At 69.7% G+C, this 24,663-nt stretch carries 26 protein-coding genes and 1 pseudogene; 13 read left to right on the top strand and 14 right to left on the bottom strand.

Features of this window, described 5'->3' with window-relative positions; all coding sequences use genetic code 11:
* Nucleotides 1-180: 180 nt before the first annotated feature.
* The 3 genes from KUA19_RS14015 to KUA19_RS14005 all read right to left on the bottom strand — a co-directional run bounded on the left by KUA19_RS14015 (nt 181) and on the right by KUA19_RS14005 (nt 3,108).
* On the bottom strand, nt 181-795 hold the full coding sequence (locus tag KUA19_RS14015; RefSeq protein WP_217396439.1) for a hypothetical protein: 615 nt from the start codon (nt 793-795) through the stop codon (nt 181-183).
* Nucleotides 796-1,366: 571 nt separating this feature from the next.
* Nucleotides 1,367-2,422 (bottom strand): phosphate ABC transporter substrate-binding protein PstS, encoded by a 1,056-nt coding sequence (pstS, locus tag KUA19_RS14010; RefSeq protein WP_217396438.1) that lies wholly within the window; start codon nt 2,420-2,422, stop codon nt 1,367-1,369.
* A 161-nt stretch (nt 2,423-2,583) separates the two neighbouring features.
* On the bottom strand, nt 2,584-3,108 hold the full coding sequence (locus KUA19_RS14005) for an enoyl-CoA hydratase/isomerase family protein (RefSeq protein ID WP_217396613.1): 525 nt from the start codon (nt 3,106-3,108) through the stop codon (nt 2,584-2,586).
* Between the two features lie 159 nt (nt 3,109-3,267).
* On the opposite strand from KUA19_RS14005, the gene KUA19_RS14000 reads away from it, so the two are divergent.
* The 4 genes from KUA19_RS14000 to dhaK are packed head-to-tail and all read left to right on the top strand — an operon-like array spanning nt 3,268 to nt 6,555.
* Nucleotides 3,268-4,128, top strand: coding sequence for a class II fructose-bisphosphate aldolase (locus KUA19_RS14000; protein WP_217396437.1), 861 nt, complete (start codon nt 3,268-3,270; stop codon nt 4,126-4,128).
* Nucleotides 4,122-4,907, top strand: coding sequence for an HAD-IA family hydrolase (locus tag KUA19_RS13995; RefSeq protein WP_217396436.1), 786 nt, complete (start codon nt 4,122-4,124; stop codon nt 4,905-4,907). The genes KUA19_RS14000 and KUA19_RS13995 overlap by 7 nt, the downstream gene beginning before the upstream one ends.
* Complete coding sequence (dhaL, locus tag KUA19_RS13990) at nt 4,904-5,545, top strand: dihydroxyacetone kinase subunit DhaL (RefSeq protein WP_217396435.1); 642 nt, start codon at nt 4,904-4,906, stop codon at nt 5,543-5,545. The genes KUA19_RS13995 and dhaL overlap by 4 nt, the downstream gene beginning before the upstream one ends.
* A gap of 14 nt (nt 5,546-5,559) precedes the next feature.
* Nucleotides 5,560-6,555: a dihydroxyacetone kinase subunit DhaK gene (dhaK, locus tag KUA19_RS13985; RefSeq protein ID WP_217396434.1), complete on the top strand. Its 996-nt coding sequence runs from the start codon at nt 5,560-5,562 to the stop codon at nt 6,553-6,555.
* Between the two features lie 70 nt (nt 6,556-6,625).
* On the opposite strand, the gene KUA19_RS13980 is transcribed toward dhaK, so the two are convergent.
* From KUA19_RS13980 to KUA19_RS45225, 4 genes are all read right to left on the bottom strand, one after another.
* Complete coding sequence (locus tag KUA19_RS13980; RefSeq protein ID WP_217396433.1) at nt 6,626-8,398, bottom strand: hypothetical protein; 1,773 nt, start codon at nt 8,396-8,398, stop codon at nt 6,626-6,628.
* Nucleotides 8,399-8,659: 261 nt separating this feature from the next.
* Nucleotides 8,660-9,106: a DUF3592 domain-containing protein gene (locus KUA19_RS13975; RefSeq protein ID WP_217396432.1), complete on the bottom strand. Its 447-nt coding sequence runs from the start codon at nt 9,104-9,106 to the stop codon at nt 8,660-8,662.
* 27 nt (nt 9,107-9,133) lie between these two features.
* On the bottom strand, nt 9,134-10,333 hold the full coding sequence (locus KUA19_RS13970) for a glycoside hydrolase family 18 protein (RefSeq protein ID WP_217396431.1): 1,200 nt from the start codon (nt 10,331-10,333) through the stop codon (nt 9,134-9,136).
* Nucleotides 10,334-10,501: 168 nt separating this feature from the next.
* Complete coding sequence (locus KUA19_RS45225; protein WP_217396430.1) at nt 10,502-11,719, bottom strand: FAD-dependent monooxygenase; 1,218 nt, start codon at nt 11,717-11,719, stop codon at nt 10,502-10,504.
* Nucleotides 11,720-11,895: 176 nt separating this feature from the next.
* Between KUA19_RS45225 and KUA19_RS42765 the strand changes: the two genes are divergently transcribed.
* Nucleotides 11,896-12,744: a HEAT repeat domain-containing protein gene (locus KUA19_RS42765; protein ID WP_217396429.1), complete on the top strand. Its 849-nt coding sequence runs from the start codon at nt 11,896-11,898 to the stop codon at nt 12,742-12,744.
* 25 nt (nt 12,745-12,769) lie between these two features.
* On the opposite strand, the gene KUA19_RS44540 is transcribed toward KUA19_RS42765, so the two are convergent.
* Both KUA19_RS44540 and KUA19_RS13950 read right to left on the bottom strand, forming a co-directional pair.
* Nucleotides 12,770-13,453 carry a winged helix-turn-helix transcriptional regulator gene (locus tag KUA19_RS44540; protein ID WP_217396428.1) on the bottom strand — a complete coding sequence of 228 codons (684 nt, stop codon included), beginning with the start codon at nt 13,451-13,453 and terminating at the stop codon, nt 12,770-12,772.
* Between the two features lie 9 nt (nt 13,454-13,462).
* Nucleotides 13,463-14,182, bottom strand: a complete 720-nt coding sequence (locus KUA19_RS13950) for an alpha/beta fold hydrolase (protein ID WP_217396427.1) — start codon at nt 14,180-14,182, stop codon at nt 13,463-13,465.
* A gap of 108 nt (nt 14,183-14,290) precedes the next feature.
* Here KUA19_RS13950 and KUA19_RS13945 point away from each other — a divergent pair, with 108 nt between their 5' ends.
* From KUA19_RS13945 to KUA19_RS13930, 4 genes are all read left to right on the top strand, one after another.
* Nucleotides 14,291-14,725, top strand: a complete 435-nt coding sequence (locus tag KUA19_RS13945; protein ID WP_217396426.1) for an organic hydroperoxide resistance protein — start codon at nt 14,291-14,293, stop codon at nt 14,723-14,725.
* Between the two features lie 85 nt (nt 14,726-14,810).
* A complete protein-coding gene (locus KUA19_RS13940; protein WP_217396425.1) occupies nt 14,811-15,314 on the top strand; it encodes a hemerythrin domain-containing protein in 504 nt (167 codons plus the stop codon).
* Nucleotides 15,315-15,452: 138 nt separating this feature from the next.
* Entirely contained in the window at nt 15,453-15,782 is a 330-nt protein-coding gene (locus KUA19_RS13935) for an STAS domain-containing protein (protein ID WP_217396424.1), read from the top strand.
* Nucleotides 15,783-15,820: 38 nt separating this feature from the next.
* Nucleotides 15,821-16,192, top strand: a complete 372-nt coding sequence (locus KUA19_RS13930) for an ATP-binding protein (RefSeq protein ID WP_217396423.1) — start codon at nt 15,821-15,823, stop codon at nt 16,190-16,192.
* 4 nt (nt 16,193-16,196) lie between these two features.
* Here the strand turns inward: KUA19_RS13930 and KUA19_RS13925 are convergent, their stop codons facing one another.
* The 3 genes and pseudogenes from KUA19_RS13925 to KUA19_RS42760 all read right to left on the bottom strand — a co-directional run bounded on the left by KUA19_RS13925 (nt 16,197) and on the right by KUA19_RS42760 (nt 20,105).
* Nucleotides 16,197-17,792: a PP2C family protein-serine/threonine phosphatase gene (locus tag KUA19_RS13925; RefSeq protein ID WP_308167443.1), complete on the bottom strand. Its 1,596-nt coding sequence runs from the start codon at nt 17,790-17,792 to the stop codon at nt 16,197-16,199.
* A 128-nt stretch (nt 17,793-17,920) separates the two neighbouring features.
* A complete protein-coding gene (gene murJ, locus KUA19_RS13920) occupies nt 17,921-19,471 on the bottom strand; it encodes a murein biosynthesis integral membrane protein MurJ (RefSeq protein WP_217396611.1) in 1,551 nt (516 codons plus the stop codon).
* A gap of 131 nt (nt 19,472-19,602) precedes the next feature.
* Nucleotides 19,603-20,105, bottom strand: a pseudogene (locus KUA19_RS42760) (DUF5701 family protein).
* A gap of 191 nt (nt 20,106-20,296) precedes the next feature.
* Here KUA19_RS42760 and KUA19_RS13905 point away from each other — a divergent pair.
* From KUA19_RS13905 to KUA19_RS13895, 3 genes are read left to right on the top strand one after another with little or no spacing between them, the layout of a single operon-like run.
* Nucleotides 20,297-22,000, top strand: coding sequence for a SulP family inorganic anion transporter (locus KUA19_RS13905; RefSeq protein WP_217396420.1), 1,704 nt, complete (start codon nt 20,297-20,299; stop codon nt 21,998-22,000).
* 42 nt (nt 22,001-22,042) lie between these two features.
* Entirely contained in the window at nt 22,043-22,387 is a 345-nt protein-coding gene (locus KUA19_RS13900) for a hypothetical protein (RefSeq protein WP_217396419.1), read from the top strand.
* A gap of 59 nt (nt 22,388-22,446) precedes the next feature.
* Nucleotides 22,447-23,118, top strand: a complete 672-nt coding sequence (locus KUA19_RS13895; RefSeq protein ID WP_217396418.1) for a phosphoribosyltransferase — start codon at nt 22,447-22,449, stop codon at nt 23,116-23,118.
* A gap of 39 nt (nt 23,119-23,157) precedes the next feature.
* Here KUA19_RS13895 and KUA19_RS13890 read toward each other — a convergent pair whose 3' ends face one another.
* Nucleotides 23,158-23,565, bottom strand: coding sequence for a VOC family protein (locus KUA19_RS13890; RefSeq protein ID WP_217396417.1), 408 nt, complete (start codon nt 23,563-23,565; stop codon nt 23,158-23,160).
* A 125-nt stretch (nt 23,566-23,690) separates the two neighbouring features.
* Here KUA19_RS13890 and KUA19_RS13885 point away from each other — a divergent pair, with 125 nt between their 5' ends.
* Nucleotides 23,691-24,380 carry a cysteine hydrolase family protein gene (locus KUA19_RS13885; protein ID WP_217396416.1) on the top strand — a complete coding sequence of 230 codons (690 nt, stop codon included), beginning with the start codon at nt 23,691-23,693 and terminating at the stop codon, nt 24,378-24,380.
* On the opposite strand, the gene KUA19_RS13880 is transcribed toward KUA19_RS13885, so the two are convergent.
* On the bottom strand, nt 24,352-24,615 hold the full coding sequence (locus KUA19_RS13880) for a TetR/AcrR family transcriptional regulator C-terminal domain-containing protein (protein WP_217396415.1): 264 nt from the start codon (nt 24,613-24,615) through the stop codon (nt 24,352-24,354). The two genes, KUA19_RS13885 and KUA19_RS13880, sit on opposite strands and share 29 nt — an antisense overlap.
* Between the last annotated feature and the right edge of the window lie 48 nt (nt 24,616-24,663).

Below are 24,663 nucleotides of genomic sequence, written 5' to 3'. Positions count from 1 at the left end.
CGTCACGCTTGGGATCATGTCTAAAAAGGACCAAGGTCGCCATGGCCTGATGCGCCGGTCGATCCGCAGCCGGGCTCCGAACAGATGACGGCGGCCGTCGCTGGCGGCTCTGTCACGGTCGCGGTGGGTAGGGGCCCGCCTGCCCTGGGTTTCGACGCGATGGACGAAGCTTAGTGCCCCTCATGCCTTGTCGGGGCCGCTGAGCAGTTCGAGCACACCATCGAGATCGGGAACATCCGCGACCAGGGCGACGACCGCGCCGACGATCTCCGCCCGGCGCGGATACGGCACCCACAACTCGGGCGACTTCCGCAGCAGTGTGGTCGCCGGTCTGGCCCAGTTCGTGACGCTGAACCACCCTTCCGCAGCCCGGTACGCCGCCTCCCCGCCCAGCAGCGGCACCAGTCGCGCGACCGCGCCCTGCAGGTGGTCGTCCGCGGCTTCCGGATCCGGAAGCTTCTGCCCGGCGCCGGCCCCGCTCCAGGCGTCGCGGAACCGTCGAGCCTGCTCAAGCGAGCGAAGCAGGCCATCGGCGACCGGACCGACCAGCGCATCGGGCTGTGCCCCGAGCTCGACCAAAGCCCCGCACAGGATCGAGAATCGGCCGCCCGAGCCCACGCTCAACCCGCTCAACAGCCACGCGCACCGTTCGAGCGCGGCGGTGAGGTCGCGCGGCGCGGCCTTCTGCGCGGCAGTCCACAGGCCCAGGGCGGCCTGCTCGAAGGCCGCCGGGTCCTCGGCCGCCTCGAGCTGATCGCAGTACTTGTCGACCTTGTTCCTGGCGCCGAAAAACACTCGCGGAGACTACCTCGTGGCCGCACGTCACGCACCTGGCCATCCACCTACTCTCGCCCTGGATCCCGCCGCCAGCGCGGCGAGCCACGGCCGAATGCGCGTAGCAGCGTGCCGATGCTCGCAAGCCCGTCTCGGTCGCCGCATCACACTGCGTCATGGTCAGCACCCCGACCTGGTCACCCAACGCGTCATCGACGCCGATCGAGGCACCCGCCGACCTGCCGTCGCGGGCTCCGGTGGGGCCGGTCAATCCGGCCGGCCCCACCTGTGTGGTCACAGTCCGATGATGTCGATGTAGCTGATCTTGTTGTTGGTGGCGCCCGCACCGTTGCCGATGGTCAGCTTGCCGTCGGTGACGGTGACGGTCACCGAGTTCTCGGCAGGGATGCCGCCATGATGGCGGCCACGATGGTGGGACGGATCAGCCGAAGCACGGTGTCCTCTTTCGGGGAGGGTCTTCCCGCCGCTGCGCGCGGGCGGGAGCGGGTTGTGCTGAGAGCGCTCTCTGAAGGACGAGCCTAGCCAGGCCGCGAGTGATGTCAATGCGCGTATCGGCGCTCGTCGCCGCTGTTCAACCCCGGATCCTGTCCAGCTGCGCCAGAGCCTGCAGGCGCACCACCTCCGGTAGCGGCGCGAAGCCCACATCGTCGGCGCTGCCCTGGCCCTCGTTGAGGAGGTAGGTGAGGAACCCCTTGACGAGCCGGGCTTTGGCGAAGTCGCCGTATCCCGTGCGGACCAGCAGGTACGTCGGCGCGGTGAGCGGATACGCGCCCGCACCGGGGGCGTCGAGGGTGTCGTAGGTCAGGTCGGCGTGAACCTGCGCGGCGGCCAGCGCCGCCGTCGCGGCCTCGAGCGTCGGTCCGACGAACCGGCCGTCTCGGTTGCGCAACGCTGCCGTGGCCAGGCCCGCTTCGGCCGCGTCGCGTAGATCGACGTAGCCGATCGCTCCGGGATGTTGGCGGATGAGTTGTGCGACGCCGGTGTTGCGTTCGCCTGCCAGTGTGTCGGTGGGCCAGTCGATGGTTTGGCCGCTGCCCAGCCGCCACGAGGGTGCGGCAGCGACGAGGTATCGGGTGACGTCGTCGGTGGTTCCGGAGCCGTCGGCGCGGTGGACGACTGTGATGGCCTGGCCCGGTAGGGCTGCTGCGGGATTGTCGGCGGCGATCGCCGGGTCGTTCCAGTTCGTGATGTCACGCTGGAAGATCGCGGCCAGGGTGCCCGGACGCAGTCGCAGGTCGGGCACGCCGGTGAGGTTGTACGCGATCGTGATCGGCGCGGCAACCGTGGGGACGTACACGAAACTGCCTGGCGTGATGGAGTCAGCGGGCGTCACGGCGCTGTCGGTTCCCGCGAAGTCGGTCAGGTACCGGGCGAATTCGGTCTTGCCGGTGGCCGAACCGACCGCCTGGTAACTGATGGTGGCGCCAGGCGCGATGCGCTCGAAATCGCCGATCATGCGGTGGTAGTACGCGTCCGGGAGGCTCGCTCCGGAGCCTTTGAGCTGACCGGACAGGTCTTCGGCGCCGGATACCGACGGGCTTGGTACGGCACCGTCGCCACAGCCTGTCAGCAGTACCGGCGCCAGTGCGCTCGCGGCCAGCAGGCGTAGCAGTTGCCGTCGCCTCATGGCGGCCCCTCGCCGCTGAACCGGAAGAAAGCGACTTGCCCCACCTTCCCGATCATAGGCCGGTCGGACCGGGCACCAACCCGGTGCTGTGTTCGCGTCGCGGCGACAGGTCTCTCGACATCAGGTTCGAGTTGGGACCGCGCAGGTTCGCGGGGAGGCGGTCAGTGCTGGTCGGGGTGGCGGCCAAGGTCGCCGAGCAGGCGAGGCAGGTCCATCTCGGCGTCCCGCGTCTGGAATGCGCGTTCGAACGCGGCCTTGGTGCGGGCCGAACCCTCAGGACTGCTCAGCCCATGGGCGAACAGGTCGGAGTCGCGGCGGAACTCGTCGGCAAGGGCGAGTGTGTTCGCGTTGACGCGCTCCTTGAGCATGGTGTGGGCGGCGGACGGGAACCCGGCGATCCGATGTGCGAGCGACCTGACGAATTGGCCCAGTTCGGCGGCGGGCAGTGCCCGGTTGATCCAGCCGTGTCGTTCCGCCTGCTCGGCGTCGTAGTCGTCGGCGCTGAGGATGACCTCCAACGTCCGAGCGCGACCGATCAGACGCGTCAGATGCTGGATGCCGCCTGCGCCGGGCACCGTGGCGAATGCCTGCTCAAGCTGGCAGAACAGGGCCGACTCCCGCGCCGCGAAGCGCATGTCGCAGGCCAGCACGAACCCGTTGCCCGCGCCGCGGACGCGGCCTTCGATCTGCGCACAAGGCTACGTGACTTACGTCGGACCCGTCCGTGAATCAGCGCGAGAGCGCAGGGGGCCGTCCGTGCCGTCGGTCGCCCCATATGCGCCTGATTTGGGCCAAATCTCGGCACCTCCCAGCGCATGGGGATTACCGTCAGTAACGTTCGTGGTATGGGTGTGCTGTCGCTCAAGGAGATCGTCGACCGGGCGATGCGTGAGCGATACGGCGTCGCCGCGATCAACATCGTCAATGACCTGACCCTGGAGAGCGTGCTTGCCGCCGCGGTGCAGCGGCGCTCGCCGATCATCGTCCAGACCTCGGTGAAGACCGTGCGATCGATCGGTTCGGACGTCCTCATCGCGATGTGGCGCGCGATGACGGCCGGCATCGAGGTGCCGGTCAGCCTCCACCTCGACCACTGCCCCGACCGCGCGGTGATCACCGAATGCCTGGCCAAGGGCTGGAACTCGGTGCTGTTCGACGCCTCGACTCTGCCGGTCGAGGAGAACCTGCGCCAGACCATCGAGGTGGTCGCCGAGGCCCGCGCGTACGGCGCCCACGTGGAGGGCGAGATCGAAGCGATCAAAGGCGTCGAGGACGATGTCGGCAGCGACGAGGAGTCCCGGCGGCAGTCGCTGGAGACCTCGGTGCGGTTCGTCGAGACGTCCGGCGTCGATGTGTTCGCCCCGTCGATCGGCAACGCTCACGGCGTCTACTCGGCCACGCCGCACCTGGACGGGCAGCGGGTCAGCGACATCGTGGCGGCGACCGGCGTGCCGATCGCCCTGCATGGCGGCACCGGTCTGACCGATGCCCAGTTCAGCGAACTGATCGCCCGGGGCTGCGCCAAGGTCAACGTGTCCACCGCGCTGAAGGTCACCTACATGACCTCGAACCTGGAGTTCCTGCGCCAGGCTGAGCAGCAGAACAAATGGGATCCGCCATCGCTGTTCAAACACGTCGGGGCGGAGGTGACCGCGATGGCCGCCGGGTACATCGACCGCTTCGACAGCGCTGGGCGCGCATGGTGACCGCGCTGATCTTCGACTGCGACGGCGTCCTGGCCGACACCGAACGCCACGGGCACCTGCCCGCGTTCAACCAGACGTTCGCCGAGTTCGGCCTCCCCGTGCGCTGGGACGAGCAGGAGTACGGCCGCAAGCTCGCCATCGGCGGCGGCAAGGAGCGCATGAGCAGCCTGCTGACCCCGGAGTTCGTGGCCGCCGCCGGCCTGCCGCAGGATCCGGCCGGTCAGGCCGAGGCCGTCGCCGCGTGGCACCGCCGCAAGACCGAGATCTACACCGCCATGGTCGGCGCCGGCGACCTGCCGGCCCGCCCCGGTATCGCCCGGATCGTCGAGGAGGCACACGCGGCGGGGTGGCTGCTGGCAGTCGCCTCCACGTCGGCTGAGGCCTCCGTGCGGGCGGTGCTGGAGCACGCCGTCGGCCCGGACCGGGCCCGCGACTTCACGGTCCTTGCCGGTGACGTCGTGTCCCGCAAGAAACCCGCCCCCGACATCTACCAGCTCACCCTGGACCGGCTCGGGCTCGCGCCGAACGAGGCCGTCGTCATCGAGGACTCCCACAACGGCCTGGCCGCGGCCCTGGCGGCGGGCATCGCCTGTGTCGTCACGGTCAACGGCTACACCGCCGACGAGGACTTCACCGGCGCCGCGTTCGTGGTCGACTCCCTCGGCGAACCCGACACCGACCCCGTCACGGTCTTGGCCAACAACGGCCCGGCATTGCCCGGGGCGTACGTGACGCTGTCCGACCTCGCGGCAGTCCTGGGCGAAAGGGACCCGAGATGACCGACAACCCGCTGCCGCCGGTCGAATTCACGGTGCGCACCATCGCCCAGACCGCCGTCGCCAACGAGAAGTACTTCGGTGATCTCGACGCCGTCGTCGGTGATGGCGACTTCGGCTACTCCCTGGCCCGAGGCTTCGAAACCGTCATCGCCGACTGGGACACCTTCGACCGTACCGATGCCGCCACCTTCCTGCGCAAGGTCGCCGTTGTCATCACCAGCCGCATCGGCGGGACCTCCGGCCCGCTGTGGGGCACCGCGTTCCTGCGTGCCGCCACTGCCGCGACCGGCAAGACCGAACTCACCGGCGAAGACGCCGTCGCCATGCTGCGTGCCGCGATCGAAGGCATCCAGACCCGCGGCAACGCCGCCCTCGGCGACAAGACACTGCTCGACGCGCTCGTACCCGCCACCGACGAGCTGGCCCGCCGGCTCGGCCAAGGCGGCGACGCCGCGACCACACTGCGAGCCGCGGCGACCGTGGCTCGGGCCTGCGCCGACCAGACGGCCGAACTTCAGGCCCGTCGCGGCCGGGCGAGCTATACCGGCGAGCGCAGCATCGGCAGCGTCGACCCGGGTGCCGTCGCGGTCGCCGTCATCTTCGAAGCGCTCGCCGACACCTGGCCCGCCACATTCTGAAGGGGAGTCCTGCCATGAAGAAGTTCGTCAACGACCCCCGCCAGTTCGTGCCCGAGATGCTCAAAGGCGTTGCCCTGGCCAACCCGGACACCCTGCGCTACGTGCCCGAGTACAACCTCATCATGCGGGTCGACGCCCCACGTCCGGACAAGGTCTCGGTCATGCAGGGCTCCGGCTCGGGGCACGAACCCGCGCACGTGATGATCGTCGGCAAGGGCATGCTCGACGCCGCGTGCCCCGGCGACGTGTTCGCCGCCCCGCCCATGGATTACGTACTGGAGACCAGCAAACTGCTCGCCTCGCCGAAGGGCGTGCTGCACATCGTCAACAACTACACCGGCGACCGGTTGGCCTTCGACATGGGCAAAGAGCTGGCCGAAGCCGAAGGCCTGCGGATCCAGACCCTGATGGTCGACGACGACGTCGCGGTCGCCGACTCCACCTACACGATCGGCCGGCGCGGCGTCGCCGGGAACTTCTTCGTCATCAAGGTCGTCGGCGCGGCCGCGGAGGCCGGTGCCGACATCGACGAGCTGATGCGTCTCGGCAACAAGGTCAACTCCGTCACCCGGACCATGGGCATGGCGCTGACGTCCTGCACGCCACCGGCCAAAGGCACGCCCCTGTTCGAACTCGGTGCCGACGAGATGGAGATCGGCGTCGGGATCCACGGCGAGCCCGGACGGCGCCGCGAGAAGCTCGCCGACGCCAACACCATCATCGACGAGCTGCTGGAAGCCGTCGTGTCGGACCTGCCGTACGAGCGCGGCGACGACGTCGCCCTGATGATCAACGGCCTGGGCGGGACACCGATCGGTGAGCTGTACCTGATCTATGGGCGCGCGCACGAGCAGCTGGAGGCCCGGGGCATACACGTACGGCGCAACTACGTCGGGGAGTACTGCACCTCCCTGGACATGGCCGGTGCCTCGCTCACCCTCGTCAAACTCGACGATGAGATCGTGCGCGGCCTCACCGCACCGGCCGAGATCGCCATCCGCACGTTCTAGTTCGGCCGCACGGGTGTTCGCGCCGCCGCCCGACCGGGAAACCCGGCCGGGCGGCGGTACTGGTCAGGTGCTACTGACGGGGGTTGCCATCGAGTGTCGGCGGAATCGCGCCGACGTAAACCTGCGCGGCCTTCTCGCCGAGCACCGCGACGTCCAGGGTGCAGTTGTTGAGCAACGCCTGGTGGATCTCGGCCCGGACACAGACGGCCTGGGCCTGTTCGCGGAGGTCCGGCGGCAGGTCGTTCACGAAGAACGGCTTGCTCGGGTTGCCGGTCTGGATCTGGCCACTGCAGGGGGCGAGCAGAGTGGCGGTCGGCGGCACCCGCCAGCTCTGACCGTAGACGTTGTACAGGTCGTTGAACGAGAGCGGAACGTTGAACACGGTGCCGTCGGCCGCCTCGAGCTTCGTGACGTCGTTGTTGGGGTTGCCGAGCAGGCCGCGTACCGTCGTCGGCCAGGTGCCAAGGCCCACCGACAGGTCGATGTAATTGGGGTTCACCGCGGCCTTCATACTGTCGCCGGCCCCGTTGACAACGGTGTAGGTATTGCCGCTGCGGTTGATGACGACCCCGGTCGGCAGCGCGAGCTGGCCTGAGGTGAGGGTGGTAAGACGCCCGTCCACGTAGAGCTTCGGGCCCAGTGCCACCACTACGCTGGTGCTGCCCGTCCGCGTGGCGACGCACGAGTTGACCGATGCGTTCGGCCAGTTCGGCGCGCCGGACACCTTCCGCGCCTCCACCTCGAAGCCCGTGCCTGTACGCGCCTCGACGAAGTCCCCGCTGGCCTGGAAGTCGTAGGCCAGCCCGGAGAAGGTGTGCTCATGGGTGTCGCCCACGGCGGTGGCGAACGCGCAGTTCGCCGTCGACGAGTTGGTCGTGTTCTCCGTTACCAGGATGGCGGGGCCCGGCGGTGAGGCGGGCGGCGGGGGAGACCCGAAGCTGAGGTTGTTGGTCTCACCGGTGAAGCCCTGGGCCACGCAGATGGGTGCGGCCGTGCCGCCGTAGTTGATTCTGGTCCGGACGGTCAGCGAGGCGCCCGGGTTGAAGTTGGCCGAGTACCCGCCGCCATCGCCGAACACGTTGAACTCGGCGATCTTCCAGCCGGCGGCCGCGTTGACGTAGTTGCCGCCGGGCGTCGTGTAGGCGCTGAGACCGACGAACGTGGTGACGCTGTCGCTACCCGGGTTCGCCGTACCGGACACCCGGAGGTTGGCCAGGTTCGTGATCGGCTGGTTGGGTACCACCGCGCCGGTGGGGCTGTTGCGGTAGCAGTGGATCCCGTAGGTGAACCACCCGCCGGGGCACGGGGCGCTGTAGAAGATCAGCCAGTACTGGATGAACGACAGTCCGGATGTGCCGTCGTTGGCGAAGATGAACTGCTCCCAACCCCGGCAGTTCGGGTCGGGCGAGAGGTTACAGGCGGTGCTGACGAAGAAGTCGGTGTTCAGTTGCAGCGAGTACGCGTTCGCCACCGGCGCACCCATCCCGTTGGGGGGACTACTAACGCTGGTAACACCCGACACGTTGTCGAACGAGCCGATCGCGTTGAAGATGAATCCGCTGGGGGCCTTGGCCGAGATGTCATCGCCGTTGCCCACCACCATGGGCCGAGGCCCGGTGCGGGGGTTCATCGGAACTGCCGGGCGGGGGGTCATCGGCGCCATCGACGGCGTCGCACACGCCGACTCGTGCCATTCGACGTCCGGATAGGTGGCCTTGAAGCAGCCTCGTGCCGGCTTGGCGAGCTGTGAGATCTTCGTCTGCCAAACCTGCTGGGCCGCCGAGGTGGGGTGCGCATCGCTCGCCGCGCTGGCCCGCGTGGCCGCCGTGGATACCAGGAGCACGGCCGTCAATGTGACCGCACTCAGCACCCGGTGCCTCGTAGCTCCGGTGGGGCTGGGTAGCCTCATGTTCTCCTCCCGAGTCTCGTCTGTGGGGCGTCAGACAGGACATCAGGAAGCGGCTGTGACTCGACTGTGAAACGGTTGCGGCCCTGCGTGAGGCGTATCGATGTGTGTCGTCCCCGTCCGGCGTGACCAAGTGTTGATCCGGTCACCGTTGCGGGTCGCCGGCCAGCCGGGTCCAGTGGTGCGAGCCTCAGCAGGTCAACGACTTGCCATCAGGTATCCGACCAGTGCCACCATGGCGACGCAGAGCCCGACGACTCCCACGATCCTCGGCAGGACCATCGCAAAGTCCTCACTGGCGTAGCCGCTCGATGTGGCCATGCGCTCGGGGGAATTCCGATCGTAGAACACGACGACTTCATCGCCCTTCGCGACTTCTGGCGCACCGAACGCGAGTGCCATGGCCTTCACTTCGATCGTGTGGTCACCCACCGGGTATCGAATGGTCAGCCGGGACTCTCGCGTCGACCTGCTCGCACGGAAGTCGTTGCGGTCCACCACGGTGCCCGTGACCCGTACTCCGTTGTCAATGCGATCCGAGATCACACCGTGCAGGTATAGGTATGAGCCCAGCGCAAACAGGAGAAGCAGTCCACCGATGATCGACAGCTTCCGCCAGGTCGCGGTACCGGAAGGCCGGTTCACGGGGCGATCCTTTCGCCAATTGCTGGTCTACCGGCGGCCCGAGGCTTCGGGGCGGAACGGGCGGGTCATCGCGGCGAGCAGCGTGTGCTCGTCGTCGTCGCCGGCCAGATGCCAGGTGAACGCGCCCCGCAGGCCGTGACGTGCCGCGTAGGCGGCCCGCTCCTGGATGGAGTCGGCGTCTTCGTAGCTCACGAAAGTCCGGGTCCCGGGGTGGTAGAGCCACGGCGAGTGGGCCACCGGATGACGGTGGGTCTGCCAGGCTGCATCGGGCAGCAGGTCACGCCGGATATCACGCCAGTCGCCGACGTGAACGGTGCCGACCTGGGGTTGGTACAGCCCGGCCTGCTCACCGGGGGAGGCGACGCGGAAACCGCGGCCATAGAAGGGCACGCCGAGCACCAGCTTCTCTCGCGCAACACCGTGGTTCTCGTAATACCCCACGGCACCGGTGACGTTGTTCCACCGCCGCAGTTCGGGTGCGAGCGGGTCCTGCGCCACTTCGGTCAGCGGTGCGTTGAACGTGGCGACCGGCGAGAAGCCGGTGCCGAAGTCGTAGGTCATGAGGTTGACGAAGTCCAGCACCTCGACGAGCGCGGCAAGATCATAACTGTCCGCCGGGTCGTACGGGCCCGCTGTCTGCATCCGGCCTGCCGGGAGGGCGGCGGTCAGCAGCCGGTCAGGTCCGAGCCCGTGGCGCAGTTCCCGTGCCAGCAGGGTGGCGTTGGCCCGGTCCTCAGGCCGATGGACCAGCTCGCTCGGGCCACCCGAGACAGGGAACTCCCAGTCCAGGTCCAAGCCATCGAAGCCAACAGCCAGGTCCAGGCATCGCTCGACGAACGCGGCCCGCGATCCGGGCGTGAGCGCCGCGTCGGAGAACCCGTCGGCGCCCCAGCCGCCGATCGAGAGCACGGTGCGCAGACGGGGGTTGGCCCGCTTGAGCGCGGCCAGGGTCGCCAGGTGCTCGGGCGCCTGCGGCGGTAGTGTCGGATGCCCGTGCTCGATCGTGGCGAACGCGTAGAAGACGTGGGTCAGCAGACGGGCGGCCGTCGCGTCGACCGGGTAGGTCTTATCCGTGCCGTGGAAGTAGGCGCCCAGCACCACGTCGTTGACCTCGACCGCGCCAAGGTCGGTGATCGAGTCGTCGACACCGTGCGACAGCCCCGGCACGTCGCCTTGGCGTGCCCCGACTTGATCGGCCTGCGAGAAGTGCCGGATGGTCGATTCCATGACCGCCAGACTGCCAGAGCGTGCGACGACACTCCCAGGGCCATGCCGATCACCCATGCCTGCCCGCAGGGAGGTCACCAGCCTGCGAACTTCGTCTGTGCGATGCGCGTCCGAGGCCCCGGGCCAGACCGGCACGGGCGGCAGCGCGTACACAGCGCAGGATCAGGGCTAGGCTGGTGCGCCTGACCTGCCAGGTCGTTCACGAGCTGCGGTAGTCCGGCAGGACGAATCTGTCGGCGGGTGGTGACAGCACTCGCCGGGCGAGGCGCTGCACGGCAGGCTTCGCGGCTGTGGCCAGCAGGGCGTTGAGGACCCCGAAGCGGCTGCGCGGGTGGGCGATTCGCGGCGTGAATGGCGGCAGGTGCTGGGCTCGGGCCACATAAGGGCGCATGACCCGCTCGTATGCCCGCAGCGCGTCGCGGTGCGCGGTGTGCGCGGCCAGCTCGCCGGCCAGCACGTACGCTCCGACCAGAGCCAGGCTGGTGCCCATGCCGCTGATGGGCGAGGCGCAGTAGCCGGCGTCGCCGAGCAGGGCGACCCGGCCCCTGCCCCACGCGGCGCGCGTACCTGCCCGACGAGTTCACAATAGAACTCGTCGGCGCCGTCGAGTTCGTGCAGCACCCGCGGTGCTTCCCAGCCGACGTCGGCGAAGACGCGGCGGAGCAGCTCCTTCTGCTCGCCGGCCGGGAGCCGCTCGTAGCCGCGCGGCGGGCACAGGAACGACATCAGGGCCTGGGTGGTGCCGAGGTTGTCCGGGCGCAGCGCGACGACCCGGCCGCCGCGCGCGTTGTGCCAGCGCGCCCACGAGCCGTCGGAGGCGGCACGGGGGATGGTCAGGTAGGACGTGTAGAGGCCGAGCGGCACCACCCGCGCTTCGGTGCCGAATACCAGTCCGCGTGTCGTGGAGCCAATGCCGTCGGCCGCGACGACGAGGTCGAAAGACTGGTCGGCGCCGTGCGCGAACGACACCCTGACCTCGTCCTCGCCGTCGACGACGGCGAGGATGCGGTCGCCGAAGACGTACTCGGTGTGCTCGCGGGTGCGGTCGTACAGCAGCCCGGCCAGCTCGCCGCGCAGGATCTCCAGCTCGGCGACGAAACCCTCCCCGCCGAACGCCTCCGCGGCGATGGCCGCCTTGACGCGGTCTCGTGCGTCGACGAAAGCCACCCCGGCCTCGCCGGTGGAGGCGGCCCGGACGGCGTCCTCGATGCCCATCCGGCGGGCAACGATGCGTCCTGCTCCGCGCAGGTCGACGGTTTGACCGCCGGGGCGGATGCCGTCGTGGCGTTCGACGACGACTGCCGTCATCCGATACTCGTGCAGCCAGTGGGCCAGCGCGGGACCGGCGATGCTTGCGCCGGAGATCAGGACCCGGCGGCCGCTCATCGGTGTCCTCCTCCGTTGCTCGTGTCCCTGCAGTTTTTCGAACCAGGTGCCGATGATCCAGTGACGTGGCCGTCTCACTCGGTAGTCGACGCTGGCGGAAAGCGATGACGAACGGTGCCGCGCGGAAGCGTGCATGTGAACGCGGGCGGCACGGACCCGGGGACTACCGTTACCGGGTGAACCCAGATCAGCGCGCTCTGAAGGACGGCGACCTCGACACGCGCGAGGAGCACCTGTACCGGCTCCTCGACCGCGCGAGGGCGGGCGGCGACGAATCCGCGCTGGCGGCACTGCGGCTGCTCACCCGCGACTACCCGAACTACCACCGCTCGCTCTATAGCCGGGCGATGAACCAGGCCGACGTCTTCGTCGACGCGTCGTTGGCCGAGCCGCTGCTCGCCGCGCTGGCCGACACCCGCTACAACTGCCAGGCCTGGGCGGCGATGGGCTGCGCCGCACTACGGCTGCCCGCCGCGGTGCCCGGCCTGCTGGCGCTGCTGGAGCGCGGTGACTGGATGGGCCAGGAGCAAGCCGTACGGGCGCTGGGCCGGATCGGCGACAAGTCGGCGGTGCCCGCCCTGGTGCCGTTGCTCTGGTCCGAGCCCGAGTGGTTGCGCGAGCACGCGGCCGACGCGCTGGCCTCGATCGGCGGCGAGGAAGCGCTCGCGGCCCTGTGGGATGCGTTCGAGCACCGGGGGTTCACCCGGATCGGCTATCTCGCCAGCGCACTGGCGAAGTTCACGCCTGAGATCATTCCGAGGCTGCTCGCGGTGGCCGACGACGATGACCCGGACCTGCGGTACTGGGCGGCCATCGCGCTCGGCTCGACCGGTGACGAGCAGGTCGTGCCGACGTTGGAGCGCCTGATGGCACAGGACAAGGGCCGCACGGTGTTCGACGGCTGGGTCAGTGTCGCGGCGAAGAAGGCCCTGCGTACGCAGCGCCGCATCCAGGCCGCGATCGTCGGCCGGGCCGAATCGGGCCGTGCGTCACGGGCGGTCGAAGAACCGCTGACGGAACAGTAGAGCGGCGTGCGGCGCTGTGCCGTGGCTACGCGGCCGGTGCGGCGCCGCGGTCCTGTGCGGGTGGTACGCGGAACAGGCCGAACAGGCGACGCAGCGCCTCGGCTTTGCCAGTCGCTGTGGCGGTGTGGTCGTCGAGTGCTCGGGCGAGGTTCGTGCGGCCGGCGGCGATGTCCCGGAAGAGCTCTCCGGTGGTGCTGATGACGACGTCGGGATGTTGGGCCGGGCCTTGCACGGTCTCGATCGTGCCGTCGTCGACGCGGGTGTAGAAGACCTCGTCGTCGATGCGGAACTCATAGATCGCGTGCAGGCGTTGGGCCGCTTGCGGCTCGAAGCACGCCTTGAGGCCGAGCATGGCCCAACCGGGTTGGAAGGTCTCGTCCTCGCGCCGTTGGCCCATGGCCCATTTCAGTCCCCAACCGGCGAGGGCCATGACGACCGGCTCCAGGTCCCGGCCTGCGGCGGTGAGTCTGTAGGCGGGGGTGCGGGCCGGGGCGGGCAGGGTGGTCTTCTCGGCGAGTCCTTCGCGTTCGAGGTGCTTGAGCCGGGCGGCGAGCAGGCCCGTGCCCAGCCCACGCAGGCTGTTTTGCAGATCGCCAAAGCGTTTGGGACCGGTCAGCAGTTCGCGGACGAGCAGCAGCGTCCAGCGCTCGCCCACGAGGTCGAGGGTGCGCGCGGTGGCGCAGAACTGGTTGTAGCTTCGCTGATCCACTTCAACATCCTAATGTGCGCCTTTCTGGCTCTCGAAGTTCACAGCGCTCTCGAGGTTCACAGCGCTCTTGATGAGACAGCCAACCTCGATGAGAAGGTCGGCGACGGTCTGGGGCGCGGTGAGCAGGATGTCGTGCGGTCCGTCCAAAAGGCGGGTGTCGTAGCCCAGCTCCGCGGCGAACCGCTGGAACGGATAGGCCGACGGTCGGCAGCAGATCGCCGTTCCCGGGACTCGCTCCACGGCGCCGGTGAGCGCGGTCGGCTCGGTGAAGCTCGCCAGTGGGTGCGCGCGTAGGCGTGGGGCGAGCCAAGCGGCGTCGGCCGGTTCGGTGATGCCGAACGCCGCGGGCGCCGGTGCCGGGATCGAGCCGTCCTGGGCGGCGGTGCGGATCGCGTGGACGAAGCCGTGGGGGGCGAGGTCGAACAGGCTGACGCCGTTGCCGCCCGCCCATCCGTCGATGAGCACGATGTGGCGTACGCGATCGGGGCGCCGGTCGGCGGCCTGCCGCACGACCAGGCCGGCATAGCTGTGCCCGACCAGGACCACGTCCTCGTCCACGGCGTCGACGGCGTCGACGACCTGCCGGGCGTGCTCGTGCAGTCCGACGCCGGGTTCGGCCCGTAACTCGGGCGTCAGCGACCGCATCCCGCTGCGCGCCAGCAGCGCAGTCACGCGGTCCCAGGCCGAAGCGCCATGCCAGGCGCCGTGTACGAGAACGAAAGTGGTCATGGACTGTCTCCTTCGGAACGAGCCTTGACTACTTCAGAAGCTTATCCATTGACTTCCTATTTTTGAAGTATATGGTTCCGGTCGAGTACATTCCTCACGGAGGTCTTCATGTCAACAGCCCTGTACACAGCCCATGGGATCGTCACCGGCGGGCGTGCGGACGGCCACGGTCGTACCGCCGACGGCGCACTGGAGGTGGACCTGCGTCAGCCCAAGGAACTCGGCGGCGACGGCGACGGCGTCAACCCCGAGCAGCTGTTCGCCATCGGCTACGCCGCCTGTTTCGCCACGTCCGTGGCGCTGGTCGGCAGGCGCAAGCGGCTGCCCGCCGACGACGTGGCCATCGCGTCGCACGTGTCGTTGCTGCCCACCGACGGGGGCGCGTTCCGGCTGGCCGTGGCGCTCGACGTCACCCTGCCTTCGATGGACGACCCGCGGCAGGCGGCGGAGCTGGTGGCCATCGCGCACCAGGTATGCCCGTACTCCAACGCCACCCGCGGCAACATCGCTGTCGACCTCACGGTCAACGGCACACGGTTGTAGCTGCGGCCGCTCCGGCCGCACGGCGCCTTGCCGCGCGGCCGGTACTGGCGGTTTGACCAGGTCGTTCTGTGGTAAGACGGCTGGCATGGATGACATCACCGCGCTGATCCTCGATGATCATGCCGCTTTCCGTCGCGGTTTCGCACGCCTGGACGATGCCAGGAACCCCGAACAGATGCGTGCCGTCTGGGAACCGCTGGCCCTGCACCTGGAGATCCATGCCGAGGCCGAGGAGCGCATCCTCTACCCCCATCTGCTCCGACGCGGGGGCGAGGACGCTGAGGCGGAGAGCCTCGACGCGATCCGTGACCATAACAAGATCCGGGACGCGATCGACGAGTCCCGGCGGCACGACATCGGGTCCGACGAGTGGTGGTCGGCGGTCTGGGAGGCCCGCCGGGAGAACACCGAACACCTCGGTGAGGAAGAGGACGAGGGCCTGCCCGACTTCCGGAAGCATGCGTCCATCGAGTTGCGGGCAGAGCTGGGCGCGCAGTGGCTTGCCTTCTATCGCGAGCACCCGGCCGGGAAGGGGCTCATGTTCCGCGACAAGGATCCGGAGCGTTACGTGGAGGCGTACACGGAGTAGCTCGGTGTCGTCGGCGGATGCCGTGTCGCCCGGCAGGTGGACGGGGACTGCACCGATCTGCCAGGTTCTGCGTGGACGGAGCGGTGCGATGATGGTTGGCGGGTTCGTTCGTCGTCGTCAGATAGGTGCTGCTCCGGTATGGCATTGTTTTCGGTCCGCACCGTGGACTCAGCGGACCTCCGGACCGTGAAGGTCGCCGGTGAGTGCGACATGAGCGCCAGCGACGAGTTGACCGCGGTCCTGGTCGACGCCGTGGCCTCTTTCCGACGGGTGGAGGTTGATCTGGCGGCGGTCGAGTTCCTGGACTCCACCGGCATCAACGCCCTGGTGACGGCCTACCATCGGGCGTGCGCGAACGGCAGCACCATATACGTGACGCAAGCGGTGGGAATGGTGGCCACGGTGCTGGACCTGACCGGTGTCGCTCAACTCCTGTCCGCGCCGGTGCCAGAGGCCGAGCAACTGTGACGGATGCTGGCAGCGCGGATGTCGCGGCGCGAGGCGAGATGACTTTCGCCGTGGCCGGTGACCTGGCTGGGGTGCGCCGTTTCGTACGTGATCGGGCGCTCGCGGCGGGCTTGGCCACGCCGCGGGTGGAGATGCTGACGCTGGCGGTCAGCGAACTGGTCTCCAACACCGTGGAGCACAGCGGGGGCGGTGGCCTGGTCCGGGTGTGGGCCGAAGCGGGAGCGGTGGTGTGCGAGGTGCTGGACCAGCGGCCGCCCGGGTCCCGACCGACGGCTTTCGGAGGGACGGCGATGCCTGCCGCGGATGCGATCCGAGGCCGGGGCCTCGCGATCGTGGAGCGGGTCTGCGACGCGGTGAGCCTCGAGGTTGAAGGGACGTCCACGCTGGTGCGGCTGCGGATGGCCTGCTGAATTCTCAGGGTCGAAGGTGGATCGCGAGCAGGCAGGTGTCGTCGTCGGGGCTGGCGTGCGTGAGCAGGGTTGTCAGGTGCGCCAACGGTTGTCCGTCGGGCTGCTTGGCGGCGGCGGCCATCACCTCGGCGACGTCGCCGAGCGTGTCGGTCGTGTCCTGGCCGCGGCGCTCGATGAGCCCGTCGGTGTAGAACAGCAGCAGGTCGCCCGGGTGCAGTTGGCAGACGGTCTCACGGTAGGTGGCGGCGGCGGTGGCGCCCAGGAGCAGGCCGTCGACCCGGGCCAGCGGTGTGGTGCGGCCCGCGCGGTGGTGCAAGGGCAGTGGGTGTCCGGCCCGCGCCCACCGCAGCGTCCGGTCGGTGGGCTGGTACACGGCGATAGCCGCCGTGGCTGTGGTCTCCAGGCGTAGGCACAGCTGGTTGAGGTGCGACAGTAGTCGGCCGGGGTCGCCCACCTCGACCGCGCTCCACCCGACCAGGGCGTAGCGCAAGTTCGCCATCGCGGTCGCCGCGGCCAGACCGTGCCCGACGACATCACCGATGGCCAGGATTATCCGCCCGTCGGGCAGCGGCAGGGCGTGGTACCAGTCGCCGCCGACGCGAACACTGTTCTCTGCCGGCAGGTAGTTCACCCACACGTCGAGGTCGGCGAGGGTGAACGGCGCTTCGGGCAGGGGCTGGATGATCTGCTGCAACTGCCCGGCGAGTCGGTGTTCGGCGACCATCGTCAGTTCGCGCACGCGCAGTTCTGCGCGAAGTTTCTCCACATCGGTGCGCGAGTTCTCGCGGGCGGTGACGTCCTGGACGACGCCGTAGAGCTTCACCGGCTTGCCGGCCGTGTCGCGGGCGGTGTCGGCGAGCAGGCGCATGTGTTTGATCTTGTCACCGACGCGGATACGGAAGGTCAGGTCCGACACCGCGCCGCTGTCGAGCATCTGCCAGGCGGTCTCCCGCAGCGGCTGGTCGTCGGCGACGATGTGCGCGGTCTGCTCGGCGGTGCTCATCGGCCCCAGGGCCGGGTCCCGTTCGAAGATGCGGTACATGCCAGGCGACCAGGTGATGGCCCCGGTGGTCAGATCTGTCTCGCCCCAGCCGAGGTTGCCGAGCAGTTCGGTCTGTTCGCGGCGGCGTTCCTGCTCGTCGAGGCGCTGCCACCACACCAGCAGCCCGCCGCATACGCGGTGGACGGACACGTCGAACAACGACGTCGCGGCAACCCCGTCGGTGTCGGCGTGATACGTGAAATCGGGCAGCTTCCCGGGCGCACCGTCGGCGTACACCCGCTGGTACAGGTTCCACAGTGGGCCGCCGACCATTCTCGGATACAGGACCCCGACCCGGTGACCGACGCGTTCGTCGCCACCCCGGCCTGCCACGTCACGAGCGTGCGCACTGACTGCCGCGATCTCGAAGTCGACCACCGCCCCCTGCGGGTCGAGCACCGGCAGCAGCCAGGTGCACCCCGCCGGGATACCGGACAGCAGTTCCCGCACCACCGGCAGCATCGCCTGCCCGGTAGCCAGCAGCGTAGCCGCCGTCGCGGCGGTCGCGGTGCCGTCCGGCGATGTCCGGCGATCACGGGATTCGGTCGCGCCATCCACGGCCAAAGCGTAGACCGACACCTACGGTCTTGTCGTACGTAGGGCGTCAGCGGGCCGGGCGGTCGGCCGCACCTGATTCCACCGCTGACCCATACGCCTGCGCCTGGCAGGCGGCCTCGGCATCGGACTCAGTGGGGACGGATGCCGCCCAGCGTCATGGTCGCCAGTTGCCGCAGTTCGGTGAGCTGCAGGAGCCGTCCGGCGACGAAGTAGCCGACCGCGCCCGCAGGTCCGGCCACGACGATGACGGCGACGGATCCGACCCAGTCCGAGGCGACCACCGGGGCCAGCGTCCGCACGGCGAGCACGGCACAGGCCGCGCCCACGGCCGCGGCGCCGAGTGCCCGCAGGTGCGTACGCAGCAGCCGGCGACCGTCGATGCGGCCCAGCCGACGGCGTAGCACGGCAGCGGTGACGAGCAGGCCGACGGTGTACGCCAGGGCGTAGACGAGGGGGATGCCGATCACGATGTCAGCGGGCGGGAGCAGCCACATCGCGGCCGCGCATCCGGTGACCCCGATCGCGGCTACGCTCGCGGTGATCAGCGCGGGCGTCCTGGTGTCCTGCAGCGCGTAGAACCCTCGTTGCAGGATCATGTAGCCGGTGAACGGGACCAGGGCGAACCCGAACGCCGTCACGACGACGCCGAGCATGCTCACCGTCGAGGCCACACTACGGCTGTTAGCGAACAGCAGCGTGGCGAGCTGCTGCCCGAGGACCACCATCGCCACCGCGATCGGCGCCATGGCCACGGAGGCGACCCGCACGGCACGCGACAGGTCGCCGATCACCAGGTCATGGTCGAGGCGGGCGGCGTTGCGGCTCAGCCGCGGCAGCATCGCGGTCATCACCGACACCGCGATGACCGCGAACGGCACCTGGAACACCGCGTACGCGCTCTGATAGGCGGTGATCCCGCCCGGACCGCTCAGCGACGCCGCCCGCGTGGCCATGACGAGCAGCGCCTGACCGGCCACGACCGACAACAGGACCCAGCCGCCAAGGCGGCCGATGCGACGGATCGCGATACCGCGCGGATCCCAGCGCGGCCGCAGCGGAAAGCCGCTGCGGGCCAGAGCCCAGACCACCAGCGACATCTGGACGAAGACCCCGGCGGTGGTGCCTATCGCCAGCAGCAGCATCTGCCCGTCCGTCATGGCGCCGGAGTCGACGGCGAGGTAGATCAACCCGACCGCGATCACCACGACGCTGTTGCCGAACGGCGCCCACATCGGGACGGCGAACCTGCCCCGGATGTTGAGCACCGCGGCGGCCGTGGCGCTGACGCCGTAGAACAGGATCTGCGGTAGGAAGTACCTACTGAACACGACCGCCTGGTCGCGCTGCCCGGCCGTGAAACCGGGCGTGTACAGCTCGACCAGCAACGGTGCCGCGACCAGCGCGGCGAGGGTGATCGCAGCCAACCCGTAGACCATCAACGTCAGCAGCCGCTGCGCGTACTCGACCCCGTCGTCAGGCTCGGTCAGCGCCGCCCGCGCCAGCAGCGGGACCACCACGCTGGCCATGGCCCCGCCGACCACGAGCTCATACACCGCGTTGGGCAACGTGTTCGCGACGTTGTAGCTGTCGAGCAGCCTGGTTCCCATGCCCAACGCCGCTGCCAGCACCACGATCCGAAGGAATCCGGCCAGCCGGGACACCAGGGTCGCCACGGCCATACCCCGGCCCGCCCGCCCCAGCGAAGGTCCGTCCACCACGCGCCATTCCTAACGCACCATGGCCCGCGCCGCCATCCCGGTCACGATCCGTCACCGACCGATCGCGGGTTCGTCCGGCCGTGTCCGGGACATCAGCACGCCAGGGCAGCGGACCGGTGGCGGGCGGAGGCGAAGCCGAGCCAGGTGTGACGGTTGCCCGCCCAGCACCAGCCGACCTTCGGCGCGTCGCGTCGCGTCGCGCCATCGCGGCCGGTGCCGTTGCTGAGCCACAGCGCCGGGGTCCGGGCATCGAGTCGGCCGCCGGGGCGGCGCAGCCGCGAACCCATCGTCATGAAGCACAGATTGCGGCCAGGGCCTCGGGCTGCTGCAGCACCCAGTGGATGCCCTCGGTCAGCGTCAACGGCGAGCAATGGGCTTGCGCGAGAGCGGGCAGGGCTTCATCAGGACTCCACCCGGCCAGGTCGTCGCCCCGGTCGACATCGTGCAGCAGGTACAGCAGCGCGTCCCGCGGCCCGTACTGCGCGACCGCCCGCACCTGCGCCTCGGTCACCCCGGCCGCCCGGTGCAGCCCCAGCGCGATCAGCCGGTCGGCCTGCGCGGCGAGCGCGGGCAGCGGTGCGAGAACGTTCGCCATGGGTGGTCTCCCAAGCTCGGTAGGCTGAGCGACGACGGTGTCGAGCCGCCGTCGAGGATGCCGACGTCGTCCACCGGCCGGATCGTCATACGCCCGAGCATGGGCGGCGGCGCGCGGCCGACCCGGGCCGTCCGCGCGGACGACCGGTTCGCCGGATCCCGGCACGGCCCCGGGTGCGGTAGAAGTGTCGGATGGACCGTCCACGATCGACACCGTTGCTGCCGGGGCTGACCGCCCTGCGTGAGTATGACCGGACCTGGCTGCGCGGCGACCTGCTGGCCGGGGCGACCGTCGCGGCCTACCTGGTTCCGCAGGTCATGGCATACGCGGGCCTGGCCGGGCTGCCGCCGGTAGCGGGACTGTGGGCCGCCGTTCCGGCGCTGGCGCTGTACGCGCTGTTCGGCTCCTCGCGCCAGCTGTCGGTCGGTCCGGAGTCGACGACCGCGCTGATGACCGCCACCGTCATCGCCCCGCTGGCCGCGGGCGACCCGAGCCGCTACGCCGCGCTCGCCGCCGGACTGGCCGTGTTGGTGGGGCTGCTATGCCTGGTCTGCCGGGCGATCCGGCTCGGCTTCGTCGCCGACCTGCTGTCCAAGCCGATCCTGGTCGGCTACCTCGCGGGTGTCGCCATCATCATGATCATCGGCCAGTTGGAGCGGCTGACCGGCGTACCCGTGCACGGCCAGTCGCTGCTGGGCGAGGTGGGTGCCTTCCTGGGCGGTCTCGGGAACATCCATCCGGCCACCGTCGCCCTCGCCGCGGCGGTGCTGGCGTTCCTGTTCCTGGCACAGCGCTACCTGCGGGTGGTGCCCGGTCCGCTGCTGGCGGTGCTGCTGGCCACCGCCGCGACGGCAGTGTTCGACCTGCAGCGCTACGGCATCGCCGTGGTCGGCCCGATCGCCTCCGGCCTGCCGAGTTTCGCCTGGCCTGACGTCACGGACCTGTCGGACCTGCTGCTGCCCGCCGTCGGGGTGATGCTCGTCGGGTACACCGACAACATGCTGACCGCCCGCGCGTTCGCCGCCCGGCACCGCCGCGAGGTCGACGCCAACGCCGAACTGCTGGCCCTGGGCGCGGCGAACCTCGGCGCCGGGCTGCTGCGCGGCTTCCCGGTCAGCAGCAGCGGCAGCCGCACCGCGCTGGCCGACGCGGCCGGCGCCCGCAGCCAGCTCTACTCGCTGACCACGCTGGTCCTGATCCTGGCCACGCTGCTGTTCGCGGGGCCGCTGCTGGCCGGGTTCCCGACCGCCGCCCTGGGCGCCATCATCGTGTACGCCGCCCTGCGCCTGATCGACCTGCCCGGTTTCCGCCGCCTGGCCCGGTTCCGCCGCAGCGAGTTCCTGCTGGCCCTGGCCGCGTTCGTCGGCGTGCTCGCCTTCGACATCCTGTACGGCGTGCTCGCGGCCGTGGCGCTGTCGGTGGCCGAGATGCTGTCGCGGGTCGCCCGGCCGCACGACGCCGTCCAGGGCAACGTGCCGGGCCTGGCCGGGATGCACGACGTCGACGACTACCCCGACGCCACCACGGTCCCCGGGCTGCTGGTCTACCGGTACGACTCGCCGCTGTTCTTCGCCAACGCCGAGGATTTCCGCCGCCGCGCTCTGCACGCGCTGGACACCAGCCCGCAGCCGGTCACCTGGTTCGTGCTCAACACCGAGGCGATCGTCGAAGTCGACATCACCGCCCTGGAGGCGCTCGACGCCCTACGCCAGGAACTCGAACGCCGTGGCGTCACGCTCGCCTTGGCCCGGGTGAAACAGGACCTGATGGATGATCTGGTGGCATTCGGTATAGCCGATAGCATAGGCCGCGATCGCCTCTATCCGACCCTGCCCACCGCGGTCGCCGCCTTCCATGTCGCCGGGAACCCTCCCACCACGCCTGAAACTTCCTGACCTGCAACGACCGGGGTGGTGCACGAGCACTACGGTGTCGGCATGCCGATCACCCCCACGGAACTCACCGTCATCCGGAGCAGACCCTCCTACGTCGCGGCGCTGTACCTGTCGCGCCTGGGCGTGGTGCCGCTGATCCTGTTCTGCCGTGCTGCCTCCGGCGGGACGCCGGACCGGGCGCTGCTGTTCGGTACGTGGATGACCGGGATGGTGATGATGGCCGGAGGGCTGCTGCTGCTTCGCCACGCCGGTGTTCCGTTCCTGCCCGGCGGCCTGTCGCGGCGCGGGCGGGACCGGGACGGGGACCAGGCCATGGTCCGAGCGATATACGTGGACTTGCTGGTGCTCTGGTGGCCGCGCCGGGCGCGGCCCGCGACGCAGGACTGAGTGCCGCTGGCCGGAGCGTCCCGGCCGGGCCACCATGGGGGTGGGGGGTGGCATTCGTCATGACTTTCGCGCACCGTACCGAGGCCGGGCACCGGCTGGCCCAGCGGCTCACGTTCCTGCACGACGCCGAACCGGTGGTGCTCGGCCTGCCGCGCGGCGGCGTCGTGGTCGCCGTCGAGGTCGCCCGCGCGCTCGGGGCGCCGCTGGACGTCCTGGTCGTTCGCAAGCTCGGCGTCCCGGGCCAGTCCGAGGTCGCCATGGGCGCGATCGGGGAGGAGGGCGTGCGCGTGCTCAACGACGACGTGCTGGCGATGACCGGGCTCGGTGAGCACGACGTCGCCGTCGTGGAGGACCACGAGCGGATCGAGTTGGAGCGCCGTGTGCGGCGGTACCGGGGCGGCAGGCCGCCGGAACCGATCACCGACCGGACCGTGGTGATAGTCGACGACGGCATCGCCACCGGTGCCACCGCCCGAGCCGCCTGTGAGATCGCCAGAGCGCGGGGCGCGGCGCGGGTGGTGCTCGCGGTGCCGGTCGCCTCGCCGGACTCGGTCGTCGAGCTGCGGCGGGTCGCCGACGAGGTGATCAGCCTGGAGACCCCGTCGTCCTTCTTCGCCGTGGGAGAGTTCTACGCCGACTTCCGGCAGACCTCCGACGAGGAGGTCGTCGCCCTGCTCGAAGGCTCGGGCCACATCCTGGAGGCGGCCCATCCGGAACGGCCCACCGGCTAGCGGCCGGCCCGGAGCACGACACCCCGGGCCGGCACCGGATCAGGCCTGGCTGATGTTGACCATCCACGGGATGCCGAACTGGTCGACCAGCGAGCCGAACTCGTCGCCCCACATCTGCTTCTCCAGCGGCACGTGCACGGTGCCCGCGGCGGCCAGCTTCTGCCAGTAGCCGCGCAGCTCGTCGCCGTCGTCGCCGCTGAGGCTGACGGTGATGTTGGTGCCGGGGTTGTACTCCATCCCAGGCGGGGTGTCGGAGGCCATCAGGGTGAAGCCGCTGGAGGTCTCCAGCATCGCGTGCATGATCTGGTCGGCGAATGGCTGGTCGGCCGAGCCGAACTCGCCGAACGTGTTCATCCGCAGGTCGCCACCCAGGACGCTCTGGTAGAACTCCATCGCCTGGCGGGCCTTGCCGTTGAAGCTCAGGTACGGGTTGAGGCGGGATGCCACCGGTGATCCTCCTTGATCGTGGGTGATGGCGCCGGAGCGTGCCAACCAGCATCATTACAGCGCGGACCGACATCTTCTGGCAGACGCGTCGGACGTGCGGATGTCGGGTGGAGGCGTGTGGCGTGGTGAGCGACGACGAGACGGCCACGCATGCCTGGCACATAGAGCCGCGCGAGTACGCCAGGCAGGAGCAGCGTCGCGGTCGCCGCCACGCGTACGAGCGCCTCGATCCGGCCCGCACCGCCCTGGTCGTCGTCGACATGGTGCCGTTCTTCGTGGCCGAGAGCCGGTACTGCCGGGGCATCGTGGCCAACATCGAGACCCTCGCGCACGCCCTGCGCGCCGCGGGCGGCACCGTGGCGTGGGTAGTCCCGACGAGCACCGCGCCCACCGCCTGGGCACGGGACTTCTACGGCGACGAGGTCGCGCGGTCCTTCGCGGCCAGCGGCGGCACCGGCAGCCCGCGAGAGCGGCTGTGGCCCGCTTTCACCGTCGACTCGACGGACCTGACCGTGGAGAAGTCGCTGCCCAGCGCGTTCCATCCGGACTCGTCGGCGCTGCCGGAGCTGCTGGCCGAGCGCGGCGTGGACACCGTGCTGGTAACGGGAACGGTCACCAACGTGTGCTGCGAGGCGACGGCGCGCGACGCGGCCGCCCGGCAGTTGCGGGTGGTCATGGTCGCCGACGCCAACGCTGCCCGGCGCGACGCCGACCACAACGCCACCCTGCACACCGTCTACCGGTCGTTCGGCGACGTGCGCCCCACCGCCGAGGTGCTCGACCTGATCAGATCGGGTTCGCCGGGCGCACGGTGAGCACCCCGGCCAGGTCGATGTCGCTGGAGCGGCCACCGAAGCCGGACTCGGAGATCAGCCGGGCGCCGAGCACCGTGCTCCAGAACGTGCGCGCCTCGACCTCGACCGGTCGGTCCACGGCCCAGCCGCGCCGGTCCAGGATCGCCTCCAGGTAGCGCTGCGCCTGATGAAACAGCAGACCCAGGTCGTGCTCGGCGACCGCGTGCAGCTCCGGTCGTCGCCGCGTGATCGACATCGCCTGCACCGCGAGCGGGACCGCGGGCACGCCGAGAGAAAGGCAACG

Origin of the sequence: Catellatospora tritici, assembly GCF_019083965.1 — a bacterium.
GTDB classification, from domain to species: Bacteria; Actinomycetota; Actinomycetes; order Mycobacteriales; family Micromonosporaceae; genus Catellatospora; species Catellatospora tritici.
The sequence above is the reverse complement of the archived record's forward strand: the minus strand, read 5'-3'. Positions and strand labels throughout refer to the sequence as shown.